The following is a 24,788-nucleotide window of genomic DNA, read 5'->3' on the forward strand; positions in this document are numbered from 1 at the left end:
CGGCAGGGCGGCCGCCGTCCCGCACCGTGCTCCAAGCACCGCGCCCCAGCACCGCAACCCTGTACCGACCGACCGCCCGACCTCCCGATCGCCAACGAGAGTCCGCCGCCATGTACGAGCTGTCCCGCGTCCGCCTCTACTCCATCGGGCCCGCCGGTGCGCGCTACGCCGACACCGTGCTGGATCTGAGAGGCGTCGGCGGACCGGTGCCCCACCCCGCCCCGGCGCAGGCGGAGTTCTTCGCCGAGGAGCCGGTGGGCCCGCCCCGCCGCCCGGCCCCCGCGGGCGTCCTCTTCCTGGAGAACGGCGGCGGCAAGTCCGTACTGCTGAAGCTGATTTTCTCGGTGATGCTGCCCGGCCACCGCAACACCCTGGGCGGCGCCAGCTCCGGCGTGCTGCGCAAGTTCCTCCTCGCCGACGACTGCGGACACGTCGCCCTGGAGTGGCAGCACACCCTCACCGGCGAACTCGTCGTCGTCGGCAAGGTGAGCGAGTGGCGGGGCCGTCAGGTCTCCAACGACCCCCGCAAGTTCGCCGAGGCGTGGTACTCCTTCCGCCCCGGCCCCGGACTGAGCCTCGACTCGCTGCCGGTCGCCGAGTCCACCGCCGTACGCCCCCCGGTCGAAGGCGCCTCCGGAGCACAGGGCCGCCGCCGCACGATGAAGGGCTTCCGCGACGCCATCACCGAGGCCGGCCGGTTCTACCAGCATCTCGACGTGGTCTGGGAGGAGATCCACGACCGCTGGAACGAACACCTCGGCGAGCTGGGCCTCGACCCCGAACTCTTCCGCTACCAGCGCGAGATGAACGCCGACGAGGGCGAGGCCGCCGGCCTCTTCGCGGTCAAGAAGGACTCCGACTTCACCGATCTGCTGCTGCGCGCCGTCACCGACACCCGCGACACCGACGGCCTCGCCGACCTCGTCAGCGGCTTCGGCAACAAGCTGGGCCGCCGCGCCGAACTCACCGCCGAACGCGACTTCACCGCAGGCTCCGTCGACCTGCTCGGGAAGATCGTCGAGGCGGCCGGGGCCCGCGCCCGGGCCCGGGAGATCCACACCGGCGCCGAGCGGCGCACCCGCACCCTCGCCCGCCGGCTCACCGCCCGCGCCGCCGGCGAGCGGGACCGCACCGCCGACCTCGCCCAGCGGGTTACGGCCGCCGCGCACACCGTCACCGAGGCCGAGGGCACCCGCGCCCGCAGCGCACTCGTCGCCGCCGAACTGGCCTACCGGCACGCCTCGCTGGCCCTGACCGCCGCCGAGAAGGGCGCCGCCGCCCAGCGCCGCGAGCTGATCGAGGCCCGCACCCTGCACTCCGCCTGGCAGGCCGCCGAGGCCGTACTCAGGCACCGTGCCGCCGCCGACCGCTCCGCCCGGGTCGCCGCCGCGATCCGCGAGGCCGAGCGGGACGCCGCCCCCGCGCTCGCCGCGCGCGCCCGGGCCGCCGCCGACCTCGTCCGCGCCCTGCACTCCGCCGCCGAGGACGGCGAACGCCTCGCCGACGAGCAGGAGGAGCGCTCCGCCGCCCTCCAGGAGGCGGGCGAGGCCGCACACCGCGACGCCACCGCCGCCGCCACCGAGGCCCAGCGCGCCCGCAGCGAGATCGGCCATCTGCGCCAGCGCCTCGCCGAAGTCGAACAGGAGACGACCGAAGCGGTCCGGGCGGGCTGGCTCGACGACACCGCCCCCGACGCCGACCCGGCACGGGCCGCGCTCGCCGCCAGCGACGCGGAGAAGACCGCCGTCGCCGCCTGGGACACCGCCCGCGAGGCGGCCCGGACCACCGCCGACCGGTCCCGGGAGGCCACGGCGGCCGAGTCCCGCGCCGAACTGGCCGCCGCCCGCGCCGCCGACGCCGCCCGCGCCGCCGAGCAGGCGTACGAGGCCGAGCACCGCGCCGCCGCCGCCATCGCGGCGGACCCCCGCCTCGCCGAACTCCTCAGCCTCCCCGCCCCGGCCACCACCGCACCCGCCTCCCGCACGGCGACCCCGGCCGCCGGCAGCCGCCCCCGCACGGTTCACGTCCGCGTCGACGAGGACGACACCGGGGCACCGCCGCGGGCACGCGGTTCGATCGCCGCGGAGGGCCGCCCCCCGGCCGTGCACGCCCGTGTCGACGGAGAGCCGGACGGACCACGGCCGGAGACCGCCGCGTCCCCGGCACCGGCGGACCACGCCCCCGCCACCGGTGCCGGCGAGCCGGCACACACCTCCCCGGACACCACCCGCGACGGATCGCCCGCAGCCCCGGACCGGGCCACCGGCACCACCGCGCCGCCACAGGCCGGCGCCGGCCATGGCCCCGCCGCGGAGGCGTGCGCCGACGACCTCGATGAAACCGCCCGCGCCGCCGACGCCGCCCGCACCGGCGACCCGGCGCCCGGGACTCCGCGCACACGGAACACCCCTGCCGCCCGCCGCACCGCCGACACGCCCCTGACCGCCGAAGACCTCGACCGGTACGCCGACGAACTGCGCGAACTCCTCGACCAGTGCGTCACCACCGCCGAGCGCCAGCTCTTCGACCTGCGCACGGCCGCCGCCGACGACGCCCGCATCCTCGGCGCCCTCGGCGACGGCGGACTCCTGCCGCCCGGACCCGACGTGCTGGCCACCGTCGAATTCCTCGGCGAGCACGGCATCCCGGCCCTCCCGGGCTGGCGCTACCTCGCCCAGTCCGTCGACCCCGCCGACCACGCCGCCGTGCTCGCCGCCCGGCCCGAACTGGTCGACGGAGTCGTGATCACCGACCCCGCCTCGCACACCAGGGCCCGGGAAGCCCTCGCCGGAGCCGCGCTGCTGCCCCGCTCCACCGTGGCCGTCGGCACCGCCGCCGCGCTGCTCGCCCCCGTACCCGCCGCGCAGGACGACGACACCCAGGTCTTCCTCGTCCCGCCGAACCCGGCGATGCACGACGAATACGCCGCCGACGAGGAACGACAGGCCCTCCGCGCTCGGGCGGGCGCCCGGGACGAGGAGATACGGACCCTCGCCGCCCGGCTGACCGGCGACCGCTCCCTCGCCGCCCGGATCGGCTCCTGGCGCGCGGACTGCCCGCCCGGGATGCTCGCCGAACTGGCCGGCGGCACCGCGGCCGCGCGCACCGCCGCCGGGACCGCCGACGCCGAGCTGGCCGAGGCCCGCACCGTACGCGCGGAGGCGGACGAGGCCGCCGCCGAAGCGGCCCGGGTACGCGACGACCGCCAGGAGACCGCGCAGCGCGCCCGCCGCGCCGCCGACGCCCTCGCCGGACTCGCCTTCCGGCTCCGCGAACGGGCCGGCTGGCAGGTGAAGCTCCGCGAACTCGCCGACGACGCCGCCGAGTCCGAGGCCCGCGCCACCACCTGCCTGGAGCGGGCCAAGGCCGCCGACGAGGACCGCAGGGCCGCCCAGCGCGCCGCCGACGACGCCCACCGCACCGCCCGCGCCCTCCGGGCCGAACGCGCGGAGATCGCCGGAGCCCCCGAGCAGCTCCCCGACACCGCCCCGGACACGCCGCGCACCCCGCTGCCCGCCCTGCGCGAGGCGTACCGGGCCGCCTCCCAGCTCTACGAGAAGGTCGGCGTCGGCGCCGACCTCCGCGCCGAACAGGCCCGCGCCGAGAGCGACGAGAGCGCGGCCCTCGCCGAGCTGGACCGGCTCACCAACAAGGTCCGCACCCGCGCCGCCCAGCTCCTCGAAAGCACCGACGGCGCCGACGGCCCGTCCCGCCAGGCCGCCGCCGCCCGCGCCGAGTCCCTGGTGCAGACCCTGGAGACCCGCGCGTCCGAGGCCAGCGAGAAGCTGGGCAGGCTGCGCGGCGAGGCCGAACGCCTCGCCCCCACCGGCGACACCGGCACCCACACCGAACTGCCCGACACCCTCGTCCCCGACGACGCCGGGCACGCCCAGACCCTGCTGCGCCTCGCCACCACCGAACTGGCCGCCGCCACCGACACGCTGGAGACCGCCCGCGAGGCGCACGCGGCCCTCCTCAGCGCCCACCGCGCCGCCGAGGACGCGGTCGCCGGCTTCGAGGAGACCGCCGCCCTGCTCCGCGACCTCCTGCGGGAGCAGCGCGAGGACGAGGAGCCGGCGGCGGACGCCCCCGAGCCGTATCCCGGCAGCCTGGACGAGGCCCGCCGGACCGCCGCCGACACCCGCCGCTCCCTGCGTGCCTGCGCGGCCGACCTCACCGGCGCCGACGCCGCCGTCCGCGAAGCGAGCGACATCCTCGTACGACACGCCAACTCCACCCGGTACGAGCAGGTCCGCACCCCCGCCCGCCAGCAGATACGGGAACTGCCCGCCGCCGCGCTCCCCGAGCACGCGCAGAAGTGGGCGGAGGCGTTCGCCCCCCGGCTGCGGGTGCTCACCGACGAACTCCAGCAGCTGGAGCGCAACCGCGACACCATCGTCGACCGGTTGCGCGGACTCGTCGAGTCGGCCCTCGCGACCCTGCGGTCGGCACAGCGTCTCTCCCGCCTCCCCGAAGGACTGGGGGAGTGGTCCGGCCAGGAGTTCCTGCGGATCCGCTTCGAGGAGCCCGACCAGGCGGCCCTCGCCGACCGCCTCGGCGAGGTCATCGACGAGGCGACCCGCTCCGCCGTACGGAAGAACTCCTCCGCCGCGTACGGCGAGGGCCGCCGAGACGGCATGTCTCTGCTGCTGCGCGGGGTCCAGGCCGCCCTGGAACCGAAGGGAATCGCCGTCGAGATCCTGAAGCCGGACGCCGTGCTGCGCGCCGAACGCGTACCGGTCGGGCAGATGGGCGACGTCTTCTCCGGCGGCCAGCTGCTCACCGCGGCCATCGCGCTCTACTGCACCATGGCGGCGCTGCGCAGCAACGACCGGGGACGGGACCGGCACCGGCACGCGGGCACGCTGTTCCTCGACAACCCCATCGGCCGGGCCAACGCCACCTATCTGCTGGAACTCCAGCGCGCGGTCTCGGACGCCCTGGGCGTCCAGCTGCTCTACACGACCGGGCTGTTCGACACCACGGCGCTGGCCGAGTTCCCCCTCGTGATCCGGTTGCGGAACGACGCCGACCTGCGGGCCGGGCTGAAGTACATCAGCGTCGAGGAGCATCTGCGGCCCGGTCTGCCGCAGCCGGACGCCTCGGCCGGGTCCGTGCACGGCGAGATCACCGCCACCCGCATGTTCAAGCGGTCCCAGCCCGTCCCCGCCGACGCCGATGCCCCCGCCGCACTGCCCGCAGCCCGGGACCGGGGGCAGGACGAGCCCCGTCCCTAGGGAGCCGGGCGGCCGAACGAGGACGGCCCGGCGCGGGCGGGCGGCACGCCTGCCCGCACCGGTCGACCCGAGGCCCGCACGGCCCGAGGCCGCGTGCCCGGCCCCCCGGCTCACGCCCTCGCCGGGCTCACGCCTCCGACAGCTCCGAGAGCCGCTGCCGGGCCCCCCGTTGACCTATTCGCCCGTCCTGCCGGGCCTGCCTGCGGGCGGCCCGGCGCTCCCGTCGCCGCTCCCGGCGGAGTCTTCGCGCACTGCTGCTCGGCTCCGACACCACGCCGTGGCGCTGGTGCCATGCCTGGCGGGTCACCCACACGTCCAGCACCGCCCAGGTCGCGACGACCGTGCTCGCGACGCTGCTGACCACCATCGGAAAGGCCAGCCAGGACCCCGCCAGGGTGCAGAAGAAGGCGACCATCGCCTGAATCATGGTCAGGGAGACGATGAGCACCGCGCGGACCGCCGCCGTGCGGACCGGGTCCGCCATGCGCCGCCGCGCCGTCGGCTCCTCGACCCAGAGCGAGGGCCTGGCGGCCGGTCCGCCCCGCCCCGGCCGGCTCCCACCGCCGTACCCGTCCCTGTCCCTGGTCCCGCTCACTTCGCACAACCCCCACTCTCTCCGCGGGCCCCGGGCGTGCTGCCCGGAGCGTCCCCCGTCGCGGTGCCGCACGCCCCGTACCACCGGTGCCGCCCGCGCCGCCCGGGCGACCGGCCCGGCCACGGCCCGGCGCCCCGCACCCGGCCCGGCCTTCACCTGTGTCGCCCGTCTCCCCAGTGTCCCGCGCGACCCGCACATCACCACCCCGTCAAAGGAGTCGCACACCGGCGCGATCCCGCCGTCGACCGGGCAGCGGACCCCGGCACCGGACCCTGGCGGCGGAACCGCCCGCACGGCTCCCGCGTCCCTGTGCACAGAACGACGAACGGCGGCGCCAAAAGATTCCCGGGCGTACCACGAACATGGGGACAGGGACAGGGGAGCAGGAACGGGTTCGGCCCCTGCGCGCCGGAACGGACCTGATCCGTCCGCCATATGGACGCCGGTCGGCCCGGTAACGCCCCACAGCGCTGATCAAACGAAGAATTCCAGCCATCTCCCTCCGTCCGGAAAGGGACCCGTCACCGGCTGCCGTACGCCACGCCGGGAATGTCAACTCCTTGAATACTGGGGCAAGCCATGAGTGAAGCGGCCTCGCGAGGCCGAAAATCGCCCGGACGTGTCTTCGAGTTGTCGTTGTGTCAGTAGTAGGCTCGCGCCGTTTGTTGACGGAGCAACACCGTTGCCGGAGGGCGGCGTTGAGCAGGGGGAGTCCATGCGCTTTCGCGGGAAGTCCATCCGCAGGAAGATCGTGGCCCTGCTGCTCGTTCCGCTGGTGTCCATGAGCGCCCTCTGGGCCTTCGCCACCATCCTGACCGGACGCGAGGCCAACGAGCTCTGGGAGGTCGGCGAGGTCACCGAGAAACTGGGTCCCCCCGTCGTCACCACCCTCCAGGTCCTCCAGGACGAACGCCGCCAGACCCTCGTCTACCTGGCCGACCGCAGCGCCTCCGGCGCCCTGCCCGCCCTCGATGACCGGCGCCGGGCCACCAACCGCGCCGTCGACACCCTCAAGCGGAACGCCTCCCGCCAGGAGATCCGCGACGATATGCGGCCCGACGCCGAAAGACGGCTGTCCTCGCTGCTCAAGGGGTTCGACGGACTGCCCGCCCTGCGCCGCTCCGTGGAGTCCGGCACCGTCACCCGGGCCGAGGCGCTGGACTACTACAACCGCATGGTCGACCCGGGCTTCGGCTTCCTCTCCCTCCTGCACGCCATCCACGACGTCTCCATCGAGCGCCAGGGCCGCGCCCTCGTCGGTGTCGCCCGCGCGGCCGAGATGCTCTCCCGCGAGGACGCCCTGATCACCTCGGCGCTCACCGCCGGCCGGGTCACCTCCCGCGAGACCCGCGCCCTCTCCGACCTCGTCGCCCATCGCGAGCTGTACTACGACATCAACCTGGAGACGCTGCCCGCCAAGGAACGCGCCATCTACGTCCAGTTCTGGCGCAGCGCCGAGACCGCCCCCCTGCGCGGGGCCGAGGAACGGCTCATCGAGAACGGTTCCCTCACCGGCGCCGACCGCTCCGACATCGAGGAATGGCGTCAGGCCGCCGCCCCCGTCCTCGCCGAGTTGCGCCGGGAGGCCCGCGCCGGCGGCGTCCGCTACCAGGACCGCGTCGACCCCGCGGCCCGCACCGTCTTCCTCCAGGCCGGAGCCGCCGGTGTGCTCGGCTTCCTCGCCCTGCTGGTCTCCCTCGTGGTCTCCGTACGCATCGGCCGCGCCCTCATCCGCGACCTGTCCCGGCTCCGCAAGGAGGCCCACGAGGTCTCCGGGGTGCGCCTGCCCAGCGTGATGCGCCGCCTCGCCTCCGGCGAACAGGTCGACGTGGAGACCGAGGCCCCGCGCCTGGAGTACGACAAGGACGAGATAGGCCAGGCCGGCCAGGCGCTCAACACCCTCCAGCGCGCCGCCGTCGAGGCCGCCGTCCGGCAGGCCGAGATGCGCCGGGGCGTCTCCGAGGTCTTCGTCAACCTCGCCCGCCGCAACCAGGTGCTCCTGCACCGCCAGCTCACCCTGCTCGACACCATGGAGCGCCGCACCGAGGACACCGGGGAACTGGCCGACCTCTTCCGGCTGGACCACCTCACCACCCGCATGCGGCGGCACGCCGAGGGCCTGGTGATCCTCTCCGGCGCCGCCCCTTCCCGCCAGTGGCGCAATCCCGTACAGCTGATGGACGTGGTCCGCGCGGCGGTCGCCGAGGTCGAGGACTACGAGCGCATCGAGGTGCGCCGGCTGCCCCGTATCGGCGTGGGCGGCCCGGCGGTCGCCGACCTCACCCACCTCATCGCCGAACTGCTGGAGAACGCCACCGTGTTCTCCCCGCCGCACACCGGTGTCCAGGTGGTCGGCGAACGGGTCGCCAACGGGTTCACCCTGGAGATCCACGACCGCGGCCTGGGCATGGCCCCCGAGGTCCTGCTCGAAGCCAATATGCGGCTCGCGGAGACCCCCGAGTTCGAACTCTCCGACACCGACCGGCTCGGCCTCTTCGTCGTGAGCCGGCTCGCACAGCGCCAGGGCGTCCGGGTCTCGCTCCAGCCCTCGCCGTACGGGGGGACCACCGCGATCGTCTTCATCCCGGCCCCGCTGCTCACCGAGGCCCCCGAGGACCAGTCCGCCGGCTTCCGGCTCGACCGCAGGAGCGAGGGCACCGGCGGGCGGCGCGAGGGTGAGAGCCGGCTGTCCGCGCTCACCCGGTCGCCCGGCGCCTCCGACCGGGCCCAGGGCCCCGGGCGCCGGGGCGGCGGTCCGCTGGACGGGCCGGTCGAGCTGGAGGCCCCGCTGCGGTCCCGCGACGCCGGGCCGGACCCGCTGTCCGACGTGCTCGCCGGGCCCGGCGCGCTCACCGGCCCGCGAGCCCTCACGGACCCGGCCCAGCTCACCGACCCCGACACCCTCCTCGGCCTCGACCGCGAGGACAGCGAACCGGACGGGCTCTTCCGCCCCCGGCCCAGGGCACCCCGCACACCCCGGCGGGCCACGCCGGACGAACAGCGTCGGCAGGCCCCTGTCCCGGCGCAGGAGCACCCTCCGGCCCCCGTACCGCTGCCGCGCCGCAAGCCGCCGACCCTGGTGGCCGACCACGGCCGCCGCGTGGACGAGCCCGGACGCGCCCACCCGTCCCCGGTGGCGGATCCGGCGACGGACCGGGTGACACATCCGACGGACCCGGCGGCGCGTACGGCGACGGACCCGACGCCCACGGACCGGTCAGGGGCCGCCGGGAGCCCGGATCAGCCCGGACAGCCCCGCCGGAAGCCGGCGCCCGCGACCATCGACGGCCTGCCCCGCCGCGTCCGTCAGGCCAGCCTCGCGCCGCAGCTCCGGGCGAACGGGCCCGCCGACCGGCCGCCCGCCCCGGCCGCCGACGACGACGAGGCCGGACGCGACGCGGAGCAGGTGCGCGCCCGCATGGCCTCCATGCAGCGGGGCTGGCAGCGGGGCCGCCGCCAGAACGCACAGGGGGACGACGACGCCGAGCGGACCACCGGCGCCGCCCCCGGACCGAGAGCACCACGAACCACATCGGAGGGGGACGGTCCATGACCGCACCGCATGCCGCAGCACACATCGCCGGCGGACGCACGGCCACCAAGGGCGGCGAGCTGAACTGGCTGCTGGACGAACTCGTCGACCGTGTCGGCAGCATCCGGAAGGCTCTCGTCCTCTCCAGTGACGGCCTCGCCACCGGCACCTCGCAGGAGCTGACCCGGGAGGACAGCGAGCATCTCGCCGCCGTCGCCTCCGGTTTCCACAGCCTCGCCAAGGGAGTCGGCCGCCACTTCGAGGCCGGCCGCGTCCGGCAGACCGTCGTCGAACTCGACGAGGCGTTCCTCTTCGTGACCGCCGCAGGGGACGGCAGCTGTCTCGCGGTCCTCGCGGACGCCGACTCCGACGTGGGCCTGGTGGCGTACGAGATGACGCTCATGGTCAAGCGGGTCGGCGCCCACCTCGCCACCGCGCCGCGGGCCGGTCGCGCCGGAGGATGAGGTTCGCGGCATGAGTGATGCGACTCGACACGCCCGGCCGCAGCACCACTATTTCGACGCCGACGCGGGGCCGGTGGTCCGTCCGTACGCCATGACCCGTGGCCGTACGAGCAGTACGGGCCGGCACCGGCTCGATCTGATCGCTCTGGTGGTGCCGGAACCGGACGCCTCCCACCCCGGCCACGACCAGTCGCTCTCCCCGGAGCACGTCGAGATCGTCGAACGCTGCGAGGACGCCCCGCAGTCGATCGCCGAACTCGCCGCCGGTCTCGATCTGCCGGTCGGAGTGGTACGCGTCCTGGTCGGCGACCTCGTCGACGACGCCCTGGTCCACGTCACCCGTCCTGTCCCCCCGGCCGAACTGCCGGACGTCAACATCCTCCGCGAGGTGATCAATGGCCTTCGGGCGCTCTAGCAGCCGACGGCCCGTCGAGCCCGTGACCTTGAAGATCCTGGTCGCGGGTGGCTTCGGGGTGGGCAAGACGACCCTGGTGGGCGCGGTGAGCGAGATCAGACCGCTGCGTACGGAGGAGGACCTGAGCGAGATCGGCCGCCCGGTCGACGACACCGGGGGAGTGGAGGGGAAGACGACCACCACGGTCGCCATGGACTTCGGGCGGATCACCCTGCGCGAGGACCTGGTGCTGTACCTCTTCGGGACCCCGGGCCAGGACCGCTTCTGGTTCCTCTGGGACGAACTGGCGCAGGGCGCACTCGGGGCGGTCATCCTCGCGGACACCCGCCGGCTGGAGGAGTCGTTCGCCGCCGTCGACTACTTCGAACGCCGGGGCATCCCGTTCACGGTCGCCGTCAACTGCTTCGACGGCGCGACCCGCTTCCCCGCCGACACGGTACGGGCCGCTCTGGACCTCGACCCGGAGGTGCCGCTGCTGATGTGCGACGCCCGGGAGCGCGAATCCGCCAAGGAGGTACTGGTCGCGGTGGTCGAGCACGCGCTCGCCCGGGTCGGCGGGGACCGCCGAGAACCGGCCGCGACCTGAAATCGCGCCACCGCGGCACCCGTACCCCGTACATCCGTGTCCCTGCGGCCCGGCGGTCTGCGCACGACCGCCGGGCCGGCACACGGCGGCACGGTGACACGGGGAGGGGCCCGGCGGCACCGCACCCGGGGACGCGGTTACGGCGCTCAGCCCGTCGTCCCCTCCCAGCCGAAGCTGCGCTCGACCGCCTTGCGCCACTGCCCGTACTCCCGCTCGCGGACATCCGCCGCCATGGACGGCGTCCATTCCGCGTCCCGCCGCCAGTGCGTGGTCAGCTCGTCGAGCCCCGACCAGACACCCGTGGCGAGCCCCGCCGCGTACGCCGCTCCCAGACAGGTGGTCTCGGAGACCTTCGGCCGGATCACCGGCACCCCCAGCACATCGGCCTGGTGCTGCATCAGCAGCTGGTTCGCGGTCATCCCGCCGTCGACCTTCAGCGTGGTGATCCGTACGCCGGAGTCCTCGTACATCGCATCCACGACCTCGCGCGTCTGCCAGCTGGTCGCCTCCAGCACCGCACGGGCCAGATGGGCCTTGGTGACGTACCGGGTGAGACCGGTGATGACCCCGCGCGCGTCGGCACGCCAGTACGGTGCGTACAGGCCGGAGAACGCGGGTACTACGTACGCCCCTCCGTTGTCCTCGACACTCGCCGCCAGCGGTTCGATCTCGGAGGCGTCGCCGATGATGCCGAGCTGGTCCCGGAACCACTGCACCAGTGCCCCGGTGATGGCGATCGAACCCTCCAGGCAGTACACCGGTGCGCGGTCCCCGATCCGGTAGCCCACGGTGGTGATCAGCCCGCTCTTGGACGGCACGGGCCGTTCACCGGTGTTCAGCAGCAGGAAGGACCCGGTGCCGTAGGTGTTCTTCGCGGTGCCGGGCTCGTAGCACGCCTGCCCGAAGACGGCCGCCTGCTGGTCGCCGAGTGCGGAGGCGACCGGGACGCCCGCGGCCGGGCCGACGGCCGTCCCGTACACCTCCGCGGACGACCGGATCTCCGGCAGCATCGCGCGCGGGATCCGCAGGGCGTCCAGGATCTCCGGGTCCCACTGGAGCGTCCGCAGATCCATCAGCAGGGTCCGGGAGGCGTTGGTGACGTCCGTGACGTGCACCCCGCCGTCGGTGCCGCCGGTGAGGTTCCAGATCAGCCACGAGTCGATGGTGCCGAAGGCTATCTCGCCGGCCTCGGCCCGCTCGCGGAGCCCCGGCACCTCGTCCAGCAGCCAGGTGGCCTTCGGCCCGGAGAAGTAGCTGGCGAGCGGCAGCCCCGTCGCCTCCCGGAAGCGGTCCTGTCCGTCGGCGCCGCCCAGCTCGGCGCAGAGACCGGCGGTACGGGTGTCCTGCCAGACGATGGCGTGGTGCACGGGTCTGCCGGTGGCCCGCTCCCACAGGACGGTCGTCTCACGCTGGTTGGTGATGCCGAGCGCGCTGATCTGGCCGGCCCGCAGCCCCGCCTTGGCGATCGCCCCGGCCACCACCGCCTGCACCGTGGTCCAGATCTCCGTGGCGTCGTGCTCCACCCAGCCCGGCCGGGGGAAGATCTGCCGGTGCTCCCGCTGGTCGACGGCGACGATCGCCCCGTGCTGGTTGAAGATGATGCAGCGGCTGGAAGTGGTGCCCTGGTCGATCGCCGCGACAAAGGTGTCCGTCATCAGCGTGTCCCCGCTCAGTAGATGAGGTTGAAGAGCAGCCCCGCGATCACGCCGCCGGCCATCGGAGCGGCCACCGGGATCCAGGAGTAGCTCCAGTCCGACGTGCCCTTGTTCGGGATCGGCAGCAGCGCGTGCACGATACGCGGCCCGAGGTCACGGGCCGGGTTGATGGCATAGCCGGTGGGCGAGCCCAGGCACAGACCGATGCCCACGACCAGGAACGCGACCAGCAGGATCGAGATGCCGGAACCATAGATTCCGGCACCCTGTCCGGCGATCTGGCCGACGCCGATGCCGTCGTTCTTGTTGAAGGAGAGGATCGGCAGCACCAGCCCGACGGTCACGATCACCTCGGTCATGATGTTGGCGGCGGGGTTGCGCACCTCGGGTGCGGTCGCGAAGATCCCCAGCGTCGGCTGTGCCTTGTCCGCTTCCCCGTTGGCCCGGAACTGCGAGTAGTAGACGAGGAAGGCGAGGACGGCCCCCAGCATCGCCCCGGCGAACTGGGCCACGATGTAGAGCGGTACCTTCCCCCACTCGCCGGTGTCGACGGCGATGGCGACGGTCACGGCGGGGTTGAGGTGGCCCCCGGAGAGCGGCGCGGAGGCGTACGCGCCCGCCAGCACGCCGAAACCCCAGCCGAAGGTGATGACGATCCAGCCGGCGCCCGTGGCACGTGCCTTGGAATAGGGGAGGTTGACCGCGGCGCAGACGCCCACACCGAACATGATGAGGATGGCGGTGCCCAGCACCTCACCGACGAAAATGTCTCCGTTGCTCATGGCGACTCCTAGGCCCTCGCCCGGGGCCGGGCCCCGGTCCTGGCGTGCAGGATGCGTACTCATGGGGATGCCGTGGATCGGGTGCCGGACCGGGGGCTTCCGCGCCCCCGCCGACGTCCCTGACGAGCGTGGTGACCGGGCCGATGCGCGGCCTGTCGAGGGCGGTGTGCGCAACCGCCGACGAGAAGGCAGTGTTCACCCGGGTCGATGGACCGTCAAGGTCGCGTGAAGCGGCCGCAGTTCATGGGCCGTCTTGACAGAGGGGAACGAATGCGCCACGGTCCGTGGCGCGTGCGTGGGGGAGCGGAACGGCGGCCGGGCGCGGGTCAGCGGACGGCGACCACGGCCGAGCCATGGCCGAAAAGCCCCTGGTTCACACTGATCCCGACGCGGGCCCCGGCCACCTGGCGGTCGCCCGCCGCCCCCCGGAGCTGCCAGGTCAGCTCGCACACCTGGGCGATGGCCTGGGCGGGTACGGCCTCGCCGAAGGAGGCGAGCCCCCCGCTGGGATTGACCGGTACGCGACCGCCGAGCGCCGTCACCCCCTCCCTGAGGAGTTTCGCCGCCTCCCCGGGCGGGCAGAGGCCGATGTCCTCGTACCACTGCAACTCCAGCGCCGTGGAGAGGTCGTACACCTCCGCGAACGACAGCTCCTGGGGGCCGGTGCCCGCCTCCTCGTACGCGGCACGGGCGATCGAGGGACGGAAGGTGTCCTCCCGGGGCCCGCTCGCCGGCGCCTGGTCGGTGGCGATGTCCGGCAGGTCGAGCGCGGTCCTCGGATGGACCGGGGTGCCGGTCGACACCGCGCGGATACGGACCGGCCGCGCGACCCCGTGCCGGCGGGCGAAGTCCAGGCCGGACAGGACGAGCGCCGCGCCCCCGTCCGAGGTCGCGCAGATGTCCAGCAGCCGCAGCGGATCGGCGACGACGGGGGAGGCGGCCACCTCCGCGGCTGTGACGCGCCGCCGGTAGCGGGCGTACGGATTGAGCGCGCCGGCCGCCGCGTTCTTCACCTTCACCCGGGCGAAGTCCTCCGGTGTCTCCCCGTACAGGGCCATCCGGCGCCGGGCGAAGAGCCCGAAGTAGCACGGGTTCGTCGCACCGAGCACCCGGAAGCGGAGCCAGTCCGGGTCGTCCGGCCGGTCGCCCGCCGCGGGGGCGAAGAAGCCCTTCGGCGCGGCGTCGGCACCCACCACCAGCACCACGTCGGCCTGGCCCGCGAGGATCTGGGCGCGGGCCGTGGCGATGGCCTGGGCGCCGGAGGCGCAGGCCGCGTAGACGCTGGTGACCCGGGCGCCCTGCCAGCCGAGCGCCCGTGCGAAGGTCGCCCCCGCGACCTGGCCGGGGTAGCCGCCGCGGACGGTGTTCGCGCCGACGACCGAGTCCACCCGCCGCCAGTCGACCCCGGCGTCGGCGAGCGCGGCCCGCGCGGCGACCGCGCCGTAGCGGACGAAGCGGTGCCCCCACTTGCCCCAGGGGTGCATACCGGCGCCGAGGACCGCGATGTCCCCCGCGACGCGCCCCGCGGTGTCCCCCGGGGCGTTCACGAGGCCGTCCCGACCGGGCGCCAGTGCCAGGTCGACCACACGCTCCCACCACCCCCGCGCAGGACGCCGGGCACGATCTCCACCTCGGCGCCGACCGCGAGATCCGCGAGCGCGACACCGGGCGCGGCCTGTCCGAGCACCACCATCCGCTCGTCCGTCAGCTCGGCGGCGATCAGGACGTACGGCTCCCACTCGGCGTCCGGGTCGCCGGGGTAGGGCGGTGGCGGACGGTGGCGTCCGTCGGTGTACGACCAGATCCTGCCCCGGCGGGAGAGCGGAACCTCGGCCGGCTCCCCGCCGCCGCACCCCGGGACACGGCAGAAGTCGTCCTCGCGGGGGAAGAAGACCGTGGCGCAGCCCGCGCACCGCGTACCGAGCAGCCGGAAACCCTCCTCGCCGCCGTCGTCGGTGAACCAGCCGGCCACCACGGGCACCTGTGTCACAGCCCCTCCCCGGAAGCTCGAATCTGACGGTACGTCAGAAGTGTGCCACGGTTGGCGGGACCCGGCGAGCCGCCCGCCCCGGCAAGAACCGGCCCACCCGTGCCGACATCTCCACTGTGGACGGAACCGCGTCTGCGCGGACCGATCGGATACAGTCCGCGCGTGGCCAAGGACTCGTACTGCGGCAACTGCGGAGCGCTTTGGGGGACCGTCACCGACTGGCCCCGGACCTGCTCCGCCTGCGGTGTCACCGCGTACCGCAACCCCCTGCCCGTCGCCGTCGCCCTCCAGCCCGTCCGGGACGACGAGGGAACCGGTCTGGTCGCGGTGGTGCGGACCATCGAACCGCAGCGCGGCGGAACCGCCCTGCCGGGGGGATTCATCGATCACGGCGAGGACTGGCGGGACGCCGTCGTCCGGGAACTGGCGGAGGAGACCGGGATCGAGGCCGCCGCTGCCGACGTTCGGCTCGCCGACGTTCTCAGCTCGCCCGGCGGGCACCTGCTCGTCTTCGGGCTGCTGCCGCTCCGCCCCGCCGCCTCGCTGCCGCCCGACCGGCCCACCGCCGAGAGCGCCGGCCGGCTGCTGCTGCGCACCCCGGCGGAACTCGCCTTCCCGCTGCACACGACGGCGGTACGCCGGTGGTTCCTGCACCGGTACGGCTGAGGCACACCGGGCGGCCTTGAGCCGTGTTGCCCGCGGGGCCGCCCTGCCGTCGAATTTCGGCCGTCGAATCCGGGCCTCGGAATCCGGGCCGTCGAACCCGCCGGGTCGCCGAGCCGCCGACGGAATCAGGGCCACTGACGGTCAGCCGGCGGAATCAGGGCCGCACCCGCACCGGCCGGAGCGGCCGCCCCGACCCCTCCGCACGCACCTGCCGCACCCGCACCCCGCCGTCCGTGAGCCGGACCGTGTACCGCTCGACCTCCGGCCGCTCCCACCCGTCGCCCGCGTCCGGCACCACCAGCCCGCCACCCCGGCGGCCACCCACCGGAGTCCACACCTCCAGCTCCAGCCGCCCATCCGCGCCCCGCACCGGAACCACCGAACCCGCCCGCGCCAGCACCGGAATCCGCGCCGCCGGAGCCTCCACCATCACCTGGCCGGGGCCGTCGTACGCCCGCCCCGTCGCCGTGTCGTACCAGCGCCCGCGCGGCAGCCGCACCGCACGCCGCTCCACCCCCGGCTCCAGCACCGGCGCCACCAGCAGGGCGTCCCCCAGCAGAAAGGCGTCACCGCACTCCCGCAACAGCCGGTCGTCCGGAGCACCCCACCACAGCGGACGCACGTACGGGGCACCCGTCAGCCGCGCCAGATGGGCCAGCGTCACCCAGTACGGGCGCAGCCGCTCCCGCTCCGCCAGCAGCGCCCGCGTGGCCTGAAGCACCTCGGGTCCGAACTCCCACGGCTCCCGGCGCCCCGCGTGGATCGCCGCGTGCGTCCGGAACAACGGCAGATACGCGCCCAGCTGGAACCAGCGCAGATACAACTCCGCCGACGGAGAACCGTCGAAACCCCCGATGTCCGGACCCGAGTACGGCACTCCGCACAGACCGAGCCCCAGCACCAGCGACAGCGAGGCCCGCAGCCCCGGCCAGCCGGTGGCCACATCACCGGACCACGTGCCCCCGTACCGCTGCATACCGGCCCACCCCGACCGGGAGAACAGGAAGGGCCGCTCGTCGGGGCGCAGCGACCGCAGCCCCTCGTACCCCGCCCGGGCCATCGCCAATCCGTACACGTTGTGCGCCTCGCGGTGGTCGCCCCCGTGCCCTTCCAGGGAGTGCCGGGCCGACCGGGGCAGTGTCCGGTCCCCGGCCGGCGCGAACGACACCGGCTCGTTCATGTCGTGCCAGACGCCCGAGAAACCCTGCGCGAGACGCTCCTCGTACAACCCGCCCCACCACCGCCGCGCCTGCGGATCGGTGAAGTCCGGATAGGCGCACCAGCCCGGCCACACCACTCCGCGCACCTCGCGACCCCGCCAGTCCCGGACGAACGCCCCCGCCGCCGACCCGCCGTCGTACACCGCGTAACCCTGCTCCGCCTTCACCGCCGGATCGACGATCGACACCAGCCGTACGCCCTGCTGGCGCAGCTCTTCGGCCAGCGCGGGCAGGGCCGGAAAGCGCTCCCGGTCCACGGTGAACACCCGGTGTCCGTCGTAGTGGTCGATGTCCAGATGGACGGCGGACAGCGGCAGGCCTCGTTCCTGGTAGCCCGCGACGATCCGCCGCACCTCCGCCTCGCTGCCGAAGCCCCAGCGCGCGTGGTGCGGGCCCAGCGCCCACGACGGGGGCACGGCGGGCGTTCCCGTGAGCCTCGCCCACCGCGACATCACCCGCGACGGCTTGCCCACGATCACCCAGCAGCGCAGCGGACCGCCCTCCATCCGCGTCTCGCACACACCGGGCCGGTCGTGCCCCGAACCGGCGCCCTCCTCGCCCTCCCGCAGCGTCACGCGGCCGTCCCAGGAGTTGTCGTGGAACGCCAGGTGCGTCCCCGCGTCCGAGACCACCAGCAGCACCGGCATCGTGATGTAGAGCGGATCGTCCCCGGGCCCGAAGGGGCCCTTGGGGTCCGTGTTCCACAGCTGATGGACGCCGTCGGGCAGCCGGGGACCCGACGCGCGGCCACCGAGACCGAAGAAACGCGCGTCGGCAGGCACCTCCGTCCGCAGCGTCCACCGCCGCTCCGGACGCCGCGGCCGACCGCCGCCGCTCCCGTCACCGGGCCCCCGGCCGGCCGGAGCGGCGCCCGCCGGCACCCCGGCCGCCGGTTCCCACCACCGCGGCGGCAGGTCCCGCCGCAGCACCATGCCGCCCGGAGTCCGCACCTCCACCGCACCGTGCCGGGACACCAGCACCGTCACCCGCTCGGACACCACCTGCCAGCCGCCGTCCTTGTCCGGCTCCAGCACCGCCCGCGGATCCGCCCCCGGCACCGCGCTCCCCAACGCGTACGACGGCTCGGGCTCCGCGCCGTCCCACCCCCAGAACACCGCACCGCCGACCACCACCCGGATCATCAGCTCGGACCGGGTGAACCGGACCACCCCACCCCCCGGCCGGGGCTCCGCCGACGTCACCTCACCGGGGACCCGCGCCCGCTCGGGCCCCCGCACGGGCAGCCCCCGGGCATCGATCCGCCGCGTCCGCCACCCCGCACGCGCCGCCCGCCACCCCCGGGCCGTTCCGAGGCTCCCCAGCGCGCGCACCAGCTCCCGACCGTCCATGCGGATCAGCCTGCCACCGGCGCCGCCGCGCCCGCGCCGTGTTCAGTCTCCGTTCACCCCGCTCCGGCGACATCCGGCCGTACCGCCCGACCGCATCCGGCCGTACGGTCGGATGCGGCATCCGGCGGTATCCGGCCGCGCCCGGCCGTACACCGGTGACCGGATCGGATCACCGGCCCCCAGCGGCCGCGGTCACACCCGCCGGCCCCACCGCGCCGCGCCACCCCCGGCACCCCGGCGATCCCTGGTGCGGAAGACGATCACATGGCATCGTCCCTGTGAGCCGGGCGCGACCCGTACCGGCCCGCCCCACCGCCGACAGAACCGAGCCACGACCAGCCCAGAACCCCGGGAGCCGTGCCATGACCTCCGCAGCGAACGCCACCCCCCTGTGGCAGCCGGACGCCGACCGGACCGCCGCCGCCCAGATCACCCGCTTCCAGACCTGGGCGGCCGAGCACCACGGAGCCCCCGCCGAGGGCGGCTACCCCGCCCTCCACCGCTGGTCCGTCACCGAGCTCGACACCTTCTGGGGTGCCGTCGCCGAATGGTTCGACATCCGCTTCTCCACGCCGTACGAAACGGTCCTCGCCGACCCCGCCATGCCCGGCGCGCGCTGGTTCCCCGGGGCTACCCTCAACTACGCCGAACACGCCCTGCGCGCCGCCGCGGCCCGCCCCGGCGCCCCCGCCCTCCTCCATGTGGACGAGACCCACGAACCCACCCCCGTCACCTGGGCCGAACTGCGCGGACAGGTCGGAGCGCTCGCAGCACGACTGCGCGCCCTCGGCGTACGCCCCGGCGACCGCGTCAGCGGATACCTCCCCAACATCCCGCAGGCCGTCACCGCACTCCTCGCCACCGCCGCCGTCGGCGCCGTCTGGACCTCCTGCGCCCCCGACTTCGGCGCCCGCAGCGTCCTCGACCGCTTCCAGCAGGTCGAACCCGTCGTCCTCTTCACCGTCGACGGCTACCGCTACGGCGGCAAGGTCCACGACCGCACCGACACCGTCGCCGAACTCCGCAGCGAACTGCCCACCCTCCGCGCGGTCGTCCACATCCCGCTCCTCGGCACCCCCGCCCCCGACGGAGCCCTCGACTGGGACACCGTCACCGCCGACCCCACCGAACCCCGCTTCGAACAGGTCCCCTTCGACCACCCCCTGTGGGTGCTCTACTCCTCCGGTACCACCGGACTGCCCAAGGCCATCGTCCAGTCCCAGGGCGGCATCCTCCTGGAACACCTCAAGCAGCTCGCCCTCCACTGCGACCTCGGATCCGACGACCGCTTCTTCTGGTACACCTCCACCGGCTGGATGATGTGGAACTTCCTCGTCTCCGGCCTGCTCACCGGCACCACCGTCGTGCTCTACGACGGCAGCCCCGGCCATCCCACCACCGGCGCCCAGTGGAGCGTCGCCGAACGCACCGGGGCCACCTTCTTCGGCACCTCCGCCGCCTACGTCATGGCCTGCCGCAAGGCCGGCGTCCACCCCGCCCGCGACTACGGCCTCTCCCGCGTCGGCTGCGTCGCCACCACCGGATCACCACTGCCGCCCGACGGATTCCGCTGGCTCCACGACGAATTCGCCGCCGCCGGATCCGACCTGTGGATCGCCTCCGTCAGCGGCGGCACCGACGTGTGCAGCTGCTTCGCCGGAGCCGTGCCCACCCTCCCCGTGCACATCGGGGAACTCCAGGCCGCCTGCCTCGGCACCGACCTCCAGTCCTGGGACCCGCACGGCCGGCCCGTCGTCGGCGAGGTCGGCGAACTCGTCGTCACCCGGCCCATGCCCTCGATGCCCATCCACTTCTGGAACGACCCCGACGGCAGCCGCTACCACGACAGCTACTTCGACATGTTCCCCGGCGTCTGGCGCCACGGAGACTGGATCACCCTCACCGAACGCGGCTCCGTGATCATCCACGGCCGCTCCGACTCCACCCTCAACCGCCAGGGCGTACGGATGGGCTCGGCCGACATCTACGAAGCCGTCGAACGCCTCCCCGAGATCCGCGAATCCCTCGTCATCGGCCTGGAGGAACCCGACGGCGGCTACTGGATGCCGCTCTTCGTCCACCTCGCCGACGGCGCCGTCCTCGACGACGCCCTGCGCGACAGCGTCAAGCGGACCATCCGCGAACAGCTCTCCCCCCGGCACGTCCCCGACGACATCATCGAGATCCCCGCCGTCCCCCACACCCTCACCGGCAAGCGCCTGGAAGTCCCCGTCAAACGACTGCTCCAGGGCACACCGCTGACCAAGGCGGTCAACCCCGGCTCGGTCGACAACGCCGGACTGCTCTCCTTCTACGAGGAACTGGCCCGCACCCGGAAGCACTGAGTCCGCCCCTGGCCCACCCCGGCCCCGCACCGGACCCATGACGGCCCGAACCCCGCCCCACCAGCGCGGATCCGCCCATCACCGGGCATTGTCAGTGGCGGCCCCTACCGTTGGTCATCAGCAGTCGACCGACCGCGACAGGGGGAATCGCCATGGCCCACGACAGCACATCCGGCCCCGGCCAGGAGCCGCAGCAGCCCGGCAGGCGGCCGGAGCACGGACCGGCCCGCGAGCAGGGCGGCACGGCGGCCACGCCCCGGCCCGCCCGCTCCGGCCGCGGAGGCGGCTCCACCCGGCGCCGCCCCGGCCGGCGGTCCGCCGACGGCCGCCCCCGGGACCGCGCCACCATCCGCAGCGCCCTGCGCCGCGAGGCCCCCGGCACGGTGGGCGTCCTCGCCGACACCGCCGACTTCCGGGCCATGCGCCGCTATCCCAGCTTCCCCTTCGACGACCACCCCGAATACCTCCGCGAGACCGAGGCCCTGCTGCGCGTCCTCACCTCCCGGCAGCCCCATACCGTCCTCGCCCTCTTCGACCCCGAGGACTTCGCCGCCTACTGCACCGAGCACGCACTCGACCCCGACTCGCCCCTCAGCCGCGCCCGGTACACGGCCCAGATCCCCGCCCAGGGAGCCGCCGTGCTCTACGGGGGAGAGCCGCTCGACAGCCTGCTCCCCGTCCTCATCGACACCGCCGTCCGCCACGCCACCTGGGAGTACGCCTCCCTGCTCCTCGCCGACATCGGACAGTGCGCCGACTGCGGCGAGGACATCGGCGAAGCCTCCTTCGACCGGGCCTCCCGGCTGCTGCTCGCCCTGCTCGAAGCGGCCGGGCCCGGCACCCACCACCTGGTGTGCAGCGTCGCCGCCCCGGCCGAGCAACTGATCGCCGCGTTCCACACCGACGATCCCACCGACGGCCCCGACGACGGCGGCCCGCCCGAGCGGGCCGTGCTCGACGCACCCGGCGCCGCCGAGTTCGTCACCGTCCTGGCCGCCGCCATCGCCCTGGGCAGGCCCGGCGGCCTGGTGCTCCGCACCCGGACGCCCGGCAGTCCCGACCGGCTGCACGGCTGGCGGATCCACCCACGGGGACTCCACCCGCTCAGCGAGGCGGAGGTCTTCAACGCCTACTGCACCGACGCCACCACCGGAGAGCCGATCTCCCCCGAGCCGGGCGTCGACTACCGCGCCGGCTTCCCCGTCCCCGACGACTATCCCGAAGCCCACCACTGAACGCGACGGAGGGAAGGGCTCCGCTCTGCGCAACCCTTCCCTCCACGCCGTCCCGGAATGTTCCGGGTGGGCCTACTCCCCGGAGAGCACCGCCCCCGCGGCCAGCCGGGCCTCCTCGGCGGTGTCGGTGGCACGCGCGGCGGCAGCCGCCCGCTCGCACTGGGCCAGCGTGTACTTGGCCAGCGTCGCCCGCACATAGGGGATCGACGCGGCACCCATCGACAGCGACGTCACCCCCAGACCCGTGAGCACACACGCGAGCAACGGATCGGAGGCAGCCTCCCCACAGACACCACAGCTCTTGCCCTCGGCCTTCGCGGCCTCGGCCGACAGCGCGACCAGGTCCAGCAGCGCGGGCTGCCAGGGGTCCTGGAGCCGGGACACGGCGCCCACCTGGCGGTCCGCCGCGAAGGTGTACTGCGCCAGGTCATTGGTGCCCAGCGAGAGGAACTCGACCTCCTGGAGGATCGAGCGCGCCCGCAGCGCGGCCGACGGGATCTCCACCATCGCGCCGAACTTCGCCCGCAGCCCCGCCTCGCGGCACGCGTCCGCGAACGCCCTGGCGTCGGTACGGTCCGCCACCATCGGAGCCATGACCTCCAAATACACCGGAAGCCCGGACGCGGCCTTGGCCAGCGCCGTCAGCTGGGTCCGCAGCACCTCCGGGTGATCCAGCAGGGTCCGCAGCCCCCGCACGCCCAGCGCCGGATTCGGCTCGTCGGCCGGCGTCAGGAAGGAGAGCGGCTTGTCCGCGCCCGCGTCCAGCACCCGCACGACCACCCGGCCCTCCGGGAACGCCTCCAGCACCTTCCGGTACGCCTCGACCTGCTTCTCCTCCGACGGCGCACGCTCGCTGTCGTCCAGGAACAGGAACTCGGTACGGAACAGCCCGACGCCCTCCGCACCGGCCGCCACCGCCGCCGGCACATCGGCCGGACCGCCGACATTGGCCAGCAGCGGCACCTTGTGCCCGTCCGAGGTGGCCCCGGGGCCACTGGACGAGGCCAGCGCCGCCCTGCGCTCGGCCGCCGCCAGCTCCAGCTCGCGCCGCTTCTGAGCACTGGGCTCGACGAAGATGTCGCCGGTGCTGCCGTCCACCGCGATCAGCGTGCCCTCGGCCAGCTCACCGGCGCCCGGCAGCGCCACCACGGCCGGGACGCCGAGCGCCCGCGCCAGAATCGCGCTGTGGCTGGTCGGCCCGCCCTCCTCGGTCACGAAACCGAGCACCAGTGCCGGGTCGAGGAGCGCCGTGTCCGCCGGCGCCAGATCACGGGCGATCAGCACATACGGCTCATCGCTGTCCGGGACACCCGGCATGGGCACCCCGAGCAGCCGGGCCACGATCCGGTTCCGGACGTCGTCCAGGTCGGCCACCCGGCCCGCCAGATACTCACCGGCCCCCGCGAGCAGCGCCCGATAGGAGGCGAACGCGTCGTACACCGCCCGCTCCGCGCTGCTGCCGACGGTGATACGCCGTTCCACATCCGCCATCAGCTCGGGGTCCTGAGCCATCAGCGCCTGCGCTTCGAGCACGGCCTGCGCCTCGCCGCCGGCCAGATTGCCCCGGGCGATCAGATCGGCGGCCACCGCCTCCACCGCCTGGTGCGCGCGCCCCTGCTCACGCTCCGCGTCCTGCGTCGGATTCTGCTTGGCCGGCGGTTCGAGGACCGCGGTCCCCATGTGCCGGACCTCGCCGATCGCCACCCCGTGGCTCACACCGACGCCTCGCAGCGTTGTACCCATCTCACCCGTCTCCGATCGAGCGGCGGTCAGCCCGCCGCACTGGATGTCCAACTGACCCGTCACCCTCCTACCGGCGTCACTGCCAGGAGAAGAGCGGGTCACCCGCCTTCACATCGCCGTCCTCGCGCAGATCACCGAGGGCGTCGGCGCTCGCCTCAAGGGCGACGACGGGGCAGATGGCGGACTTGCCGGCGGCCTCGACCGCCGAAGGGTCCCAGCGCACCACGGGCTGGCCGCGGGTCACGGTGTCGCCCTTGTTCACCAGCAGCTCGAAGCCCTCGCCGTTGAGCTGCACGGTGTCGATACCGAGGTGGGTGAGGACCCCGTGCCCCTCCGGGTCGACCACCACATAGGCGTGCGGGTGGAGGGAGACGACGACTCCGTCCACGGGGGACAGTGCCTCCGACGGCTCGCGGACGGGATCGATGGCGGTACCGGGACCGACCATCGCACCCGAGAACACCGGATCCGGCACCGCCGAAAGTCCGATGGCACGTCCGGCAAGAGGTGACGTCACTGTGGTCATGGAGCCTCCCTGGGGGCGGAGATTCAGTACGCACCGTCACTACCTGTCCCGGACGGCGCACTGTTCAGCAGCGTAAGTCATATGAAGTCCCACTTCTGCCCGAAAGCTCGGGGTTGGGATGATCTAGACCCCCTCGGGAGGCGATTTGCCTCGCCTCTCGGCCCCGGGGTACTGTCATACCTCCGCCGGACCCCACAACGACATCAAGTCGAGGGACTGGCGGGAAACCCATGAGGCTCGGACCATCTCCGGACTACTGCTCTGCCATGCGGCAGGGAGGGTGGTCAGGAAGCCGGAAAAAGCCTGATAAGGTTTGAACACACCGAAGGGAAGCGCCCGGAGGGCCTGGTGAAACAGGACCGAAGGAAGCGTCCGTTCCTTGAGAACTCAACAGCGTGCCAAAAGTCAACGCCAGATATGTTGATACCCCGTCCGGGAGCATCTGCTT

At 73.9% G+C, this 24,788-nt stretch carries 16 protein-coding genes; 8 read left to right on the plus strand and 8 right to left on the minus strand.

Annotation, left to right across the window (positions count from 1 at the left end; genetic code table 11):
* Positions 1–110 precede the first annotated feature (110 nt).
* Positions 111–5,237 (plus strand): hypothetical protein, encoded by a 5,127-nt coding sequence (locus tag SYYSPA8_RS19450; protein ID WP_323448484.1) that lies wholly within the window; start codon positions 111–113, stop codon positions 5,235–5,237.
* Positions 5,238–5,364: 127 nt separating this feature from the next.
* Here the strand turns inward: SYYSPA8_RS19450 and SYYSPA8_RS19455 are convergent, their stop codons facing one another.
* Entirely contained in the window at positions 5,365–5,832 is a 468-nt protein-coding gene (locus SYYSPA8_RS19455; RefSeq protein WP_323448485.1) for a hypothetical protein, read from the minus strand.
* A 715-nt stretch (positions 5,833–6,547) separates the two neighbouring features.
* Between SYYSPA8_RS19455 and SYYSPA8_RS19460 the strand changes: the two genes are divergently transcribed.
* The 4 genes from SYYSPA8_RS19460 to SYYSPA8_RS19475 are packed head-to-tail and all read left to right on the plus strand — an operon-like array spanning position 6,548 to position 10,829.
* Positions 6,548–9,385 (plus strand): sensor histidine kinase, encoded by a 2,838-nt coding sequence (locus SYYSPA8_RS19460; protein ID WP_323448486.1) that lies wholly within the window; start codon positions 6,548–6,550, stop codon positions 9,383–9,385.
* The gene (locus SYYSPA8_RS19465) at positions 9,382–9,828 is read left to right on the plus strand and encodes a roadblock/LC7 domain-containing protein (RefSeq protein ID WP_323448487.1); all 447 of its coding nucleotides are present in this window, start codon (positions 9,382–9,384) and stop codon (positions 9,826–9,828) included. Before SYYSPA8_RS19460 ends, SYYSPA8_RS19465 begins: the two co-directional genes overlap by 4 nt.
* Before the next feature lie 10 nt (positions 9,829–9,838).
* Positions 9,839–10,243, plus strand: coding sequence for a DUF742 domain-containing protein (locus SYYSPA8_RS19470; RefSeq protein WP_323448488.1), 405 nt, complete (start codon positions 9,839–9,841; stop codon positions 10,241–10,243).
* A complete protein-coding gene (locus tag SYYSPA8_RS19475) occupies positions 10,224–10,829 on the plus strand; it encodes a GTP-binding protein (protein WP_323448489.1) in 606 nt (201 codons plus the stop codon). The genes SYYSPA8_RS19470 and SYYSPA8_RS19475 overlap by 20 nt, the downstream gene beginning before the upstream one ends.
* A gap of 146 nt (positions 10,830–10,975) precedes the next feature.
* On the opposite strand, the gene glpK is transcribed toward SYYSPA8_RS19475, so the two are convergent.
* The 4 genes from glpK to SYYSPA8_RS19495 form a co-directional block, all read right to left on the minus strand.
* Positions 10,976–12,484 (minus strand): glycerol kinase GlpK, encoded by a 1,509-nt coding sequence (gene glpK / locus SYYSPA8_RS19480; protein WP_323448490.1) that lies wholly within the window; start codon positions 12,482–12,484, stop codon positions 10,976–10,978.
* Between the two features lie 14 nt (positions 12,485–12,498).
* Positions 12,499–13,266: an MIP/aquaporin family protein gene (locus tag SYYSPA8_RS19485; RefSeq protein WP_323448491.1), complete on the minus strand. Its 768-nt coding sequence runs from the start codon at positions 13,264–13,266 to the stop codon at positions 12,499–12,501.
* 326 nt (positions 13,267–13,592) lie between these two features.
* Positions 13,593–14,813, minus strand: coding sequence for a lipid-transfer protein (locus SYYSPA8_RS19490; RefSeq protein ID WP_323448522.1), 1,221 nt, complete (start codon positions 14,811–14,813; stop codon positions 13,593–13,595).
* A complete protein-coding gene (locus tag SYYSPA8_RS19495) occupies positions 14,810–15,241 on the minus strand; it encodes a Zn-ribbon domain-containing OB-fold protein (RefSeq protein WP_407706035.1) in 432 nt (143 codons plus the stop codon). The genes SYYSPA8_RS19490 and SYYSPA8_RS19495 overlap by 4 nt, the downstream gene beginning before the upstream one ends.
* A 147-nt stretch (positions 15,242–15,388) precedes the next feature.
* Between SYYSPA8_RS19495 and SYYSPA8_RS19500 the strand changes: the two genes are divergently transcribed.
* A complete protein-coding gene (locus tag SYYSPA8_RS19500) occupies positions 15,389–15,922 on the plus strand; it encodes an NUDIX domain-containing protein (RefSeq protein WP_407706036.1) in 534 nt (177 codons plus the stop codon).
* Between the two features lie 154 nt (positions 15,923–16,076).
* Here the strand turns inward: SYYSPA8_RS19500 and SYYSPA8_RS19505 are convergent, their stop codons facing one another.
* Complete coding sequence (locus SYYSPA8_RS19505) at positions 16,077–18,491, minus strand: TIM-barrel domain-containing protein (protein WP_323448494.1); 2,415 nt, start codon at positions 18,489–18,491, stop codon at positions 16,077–16,079.
* Between the two features lie 362 nt (positions 18,492–18,853).
* On the opposite strand from SYYSPA8_RS19505, the gene SYYSPA8_RS19510 reads away from it, so the two are divergent.
* Both SYYSPA8_RS19510 and SYYSPA8_RS19515 read left to right on the plus strand, forming a co-directional pair.
* Complete coding sequence (locus SYYSPA8_RS19510) at positions 18,854–20,836, plus strand: acetoacetate--CoA ligase (protein ID WP_323448495.1); 1,983 nt, start codon at positions 18,854–18,856, stop codon at positions 20,834–20,836.
* Positions 20,837–20,988: 152 nt separating this feature from the next.
* On the plus strand, positions 20,989–22,071 hold the full coding sequence (locus SYYSPA8_RS19515) for a hypothetical protein (protein WP_323448496.1): 1,083 nt from the start codon (positions 20,989–20,991) through the stop codon (positions 22,069–22,071).
* Between the two features lie 72 nt (positions 22,072–22,143).
* On the opposite strand, the gene ptsP is transcribed toward SYYSPA8_RS19515, so the two are convergent.
* Both ptsP and SYYSPA8_RS19525 read right to left on the minus strand, forming a co-directional pair.
* A complete protein-coding gene (ptsP, locus tag SYYSPA8_RS19520; RefSeq protein WP_323448497.1) occupies positions 22,144–23,814 on the minus strand; it encodes a phosphoenolpyruvate--protein phosphotransferase in 1,671 nt (556 codons plus the stop codon).
* Positions 23,815–23,890: 76 nt separating this feature from the next.
* Positions 23,891–24,340, minus strand: coding sequence for a PTS sugar transporter subunit IIA (locus tag SYYSPA8_RS19525; RefSeq protein WP_323448498.1), 450 nt, complete (start codon positions 24,338–24,340; stop codon positions 23,891–23,893).
* Positions 24,341–24,788: the final 448 nt, after the last annotated feature.

It is taken from the genome of Streptomyces yaizuensis (genome assembly GCF_034961445.1).
GTDB lineage: Bacteria > Actinomycetota > Actinomycetes > Streptomycetales > Streptomycetaceae > Streptomyces > Streptomyces yaizuensis.

What these genes read in the sequence shown, in the direction of transcription:
- SYYSPA8_RS19465 (WP_323448487.1), top strand. Translation starts at nt 9,382, where the DNA reads ATGACCGCACCGCATGCCGCAGCACACATCGCCGGCGGACGCACGGCC.
- glpK (WP_323448490.1), bottom strand. Translation starts at nt 12,484, where the DNA reads ATGACGGACACCTTTGTCGCGGCGATCGACCAGGGCACCACTTCCAGC.
- SYYSPA8_RS19525 (WP_323448498.1), bottom strand. Translation starts at nt 24,340, where the DNA reads ATGACCACAGTGACGTCACCTCTTGCCGGACGTGCCATCGGACTTTCG.
- SYYSPA8_RS19515 (WP_323448496.1), top strand. Translation starts at nt 20,989, where the DNA reads ATGGCCCACGACAGCACATCCGGCCCCGGCCAGGAGCCGCAGCAGCCC.
- SYYSPA8_RS19510 (WP_323448495.1), top strand. Translation starts at nt 18,854, where the DNA reads ATGACCTCCGCAGCGAACGCCACCCCCCTGTGGCAGCCGGACGCCGAC.
- SYYSPA8_RS19460 (WP_323448486.1), top strand. Translation starts at nt 6,548, where the DNA reads ATGCGCTTTCGCGGGAAGTCCATCCGCAGGAAGATCGTGGCCCTGCTG.
- SYYSPA8_RS19505 (WP_323448494.1), bottom strand. Translation starts at nt 18,491, where the DNA reads ATGGACGGTCGGGAGCTGGTGCGCGCGCTGGGGAGCCTCGGAACGGCC.
- SYYSPA8_RS19475 (WP_323448489.1), top strand. Translation starts at nt 10,224, where the DNA reads ATGGCCTTCGGGCGCTCTAGCAGCCGACGGCCCGTCGAGCCCGTGACC.
- ptsP (WP_323448497.1), bottom strand. Translation starts at nt 23,814, where the DNA reads ATGGGTACAACGCTGCGAGGCGTCGGTGTGAGCCACGGGGTGGCGATC.
- SYYSPA8_RS19450 (WP_323448484.1), top strand. Translation starts at nt 111, where the DNA reads ATGTACGAGCTGTCCCGCGTCCGCCTCTACTCCATCGGGCCCGCCGGT.
- SYYSPA8_RS19470 (WP_323448488.1), top strand. Translation starts at nt 9,839, where the DNA reads ATGAGTGATGCGACTCGACACGCCCGGCCGCAGCACCACTATTTCGAC.
- SYYSPA8_RS19485 (WP_323448491.1), bottom strand. Translation starts at nt 13,266, where the DNA reads ATGAGCAACGGAGACATTTTCGTCGGTGAGGTGCTGGGCACCGCCATC.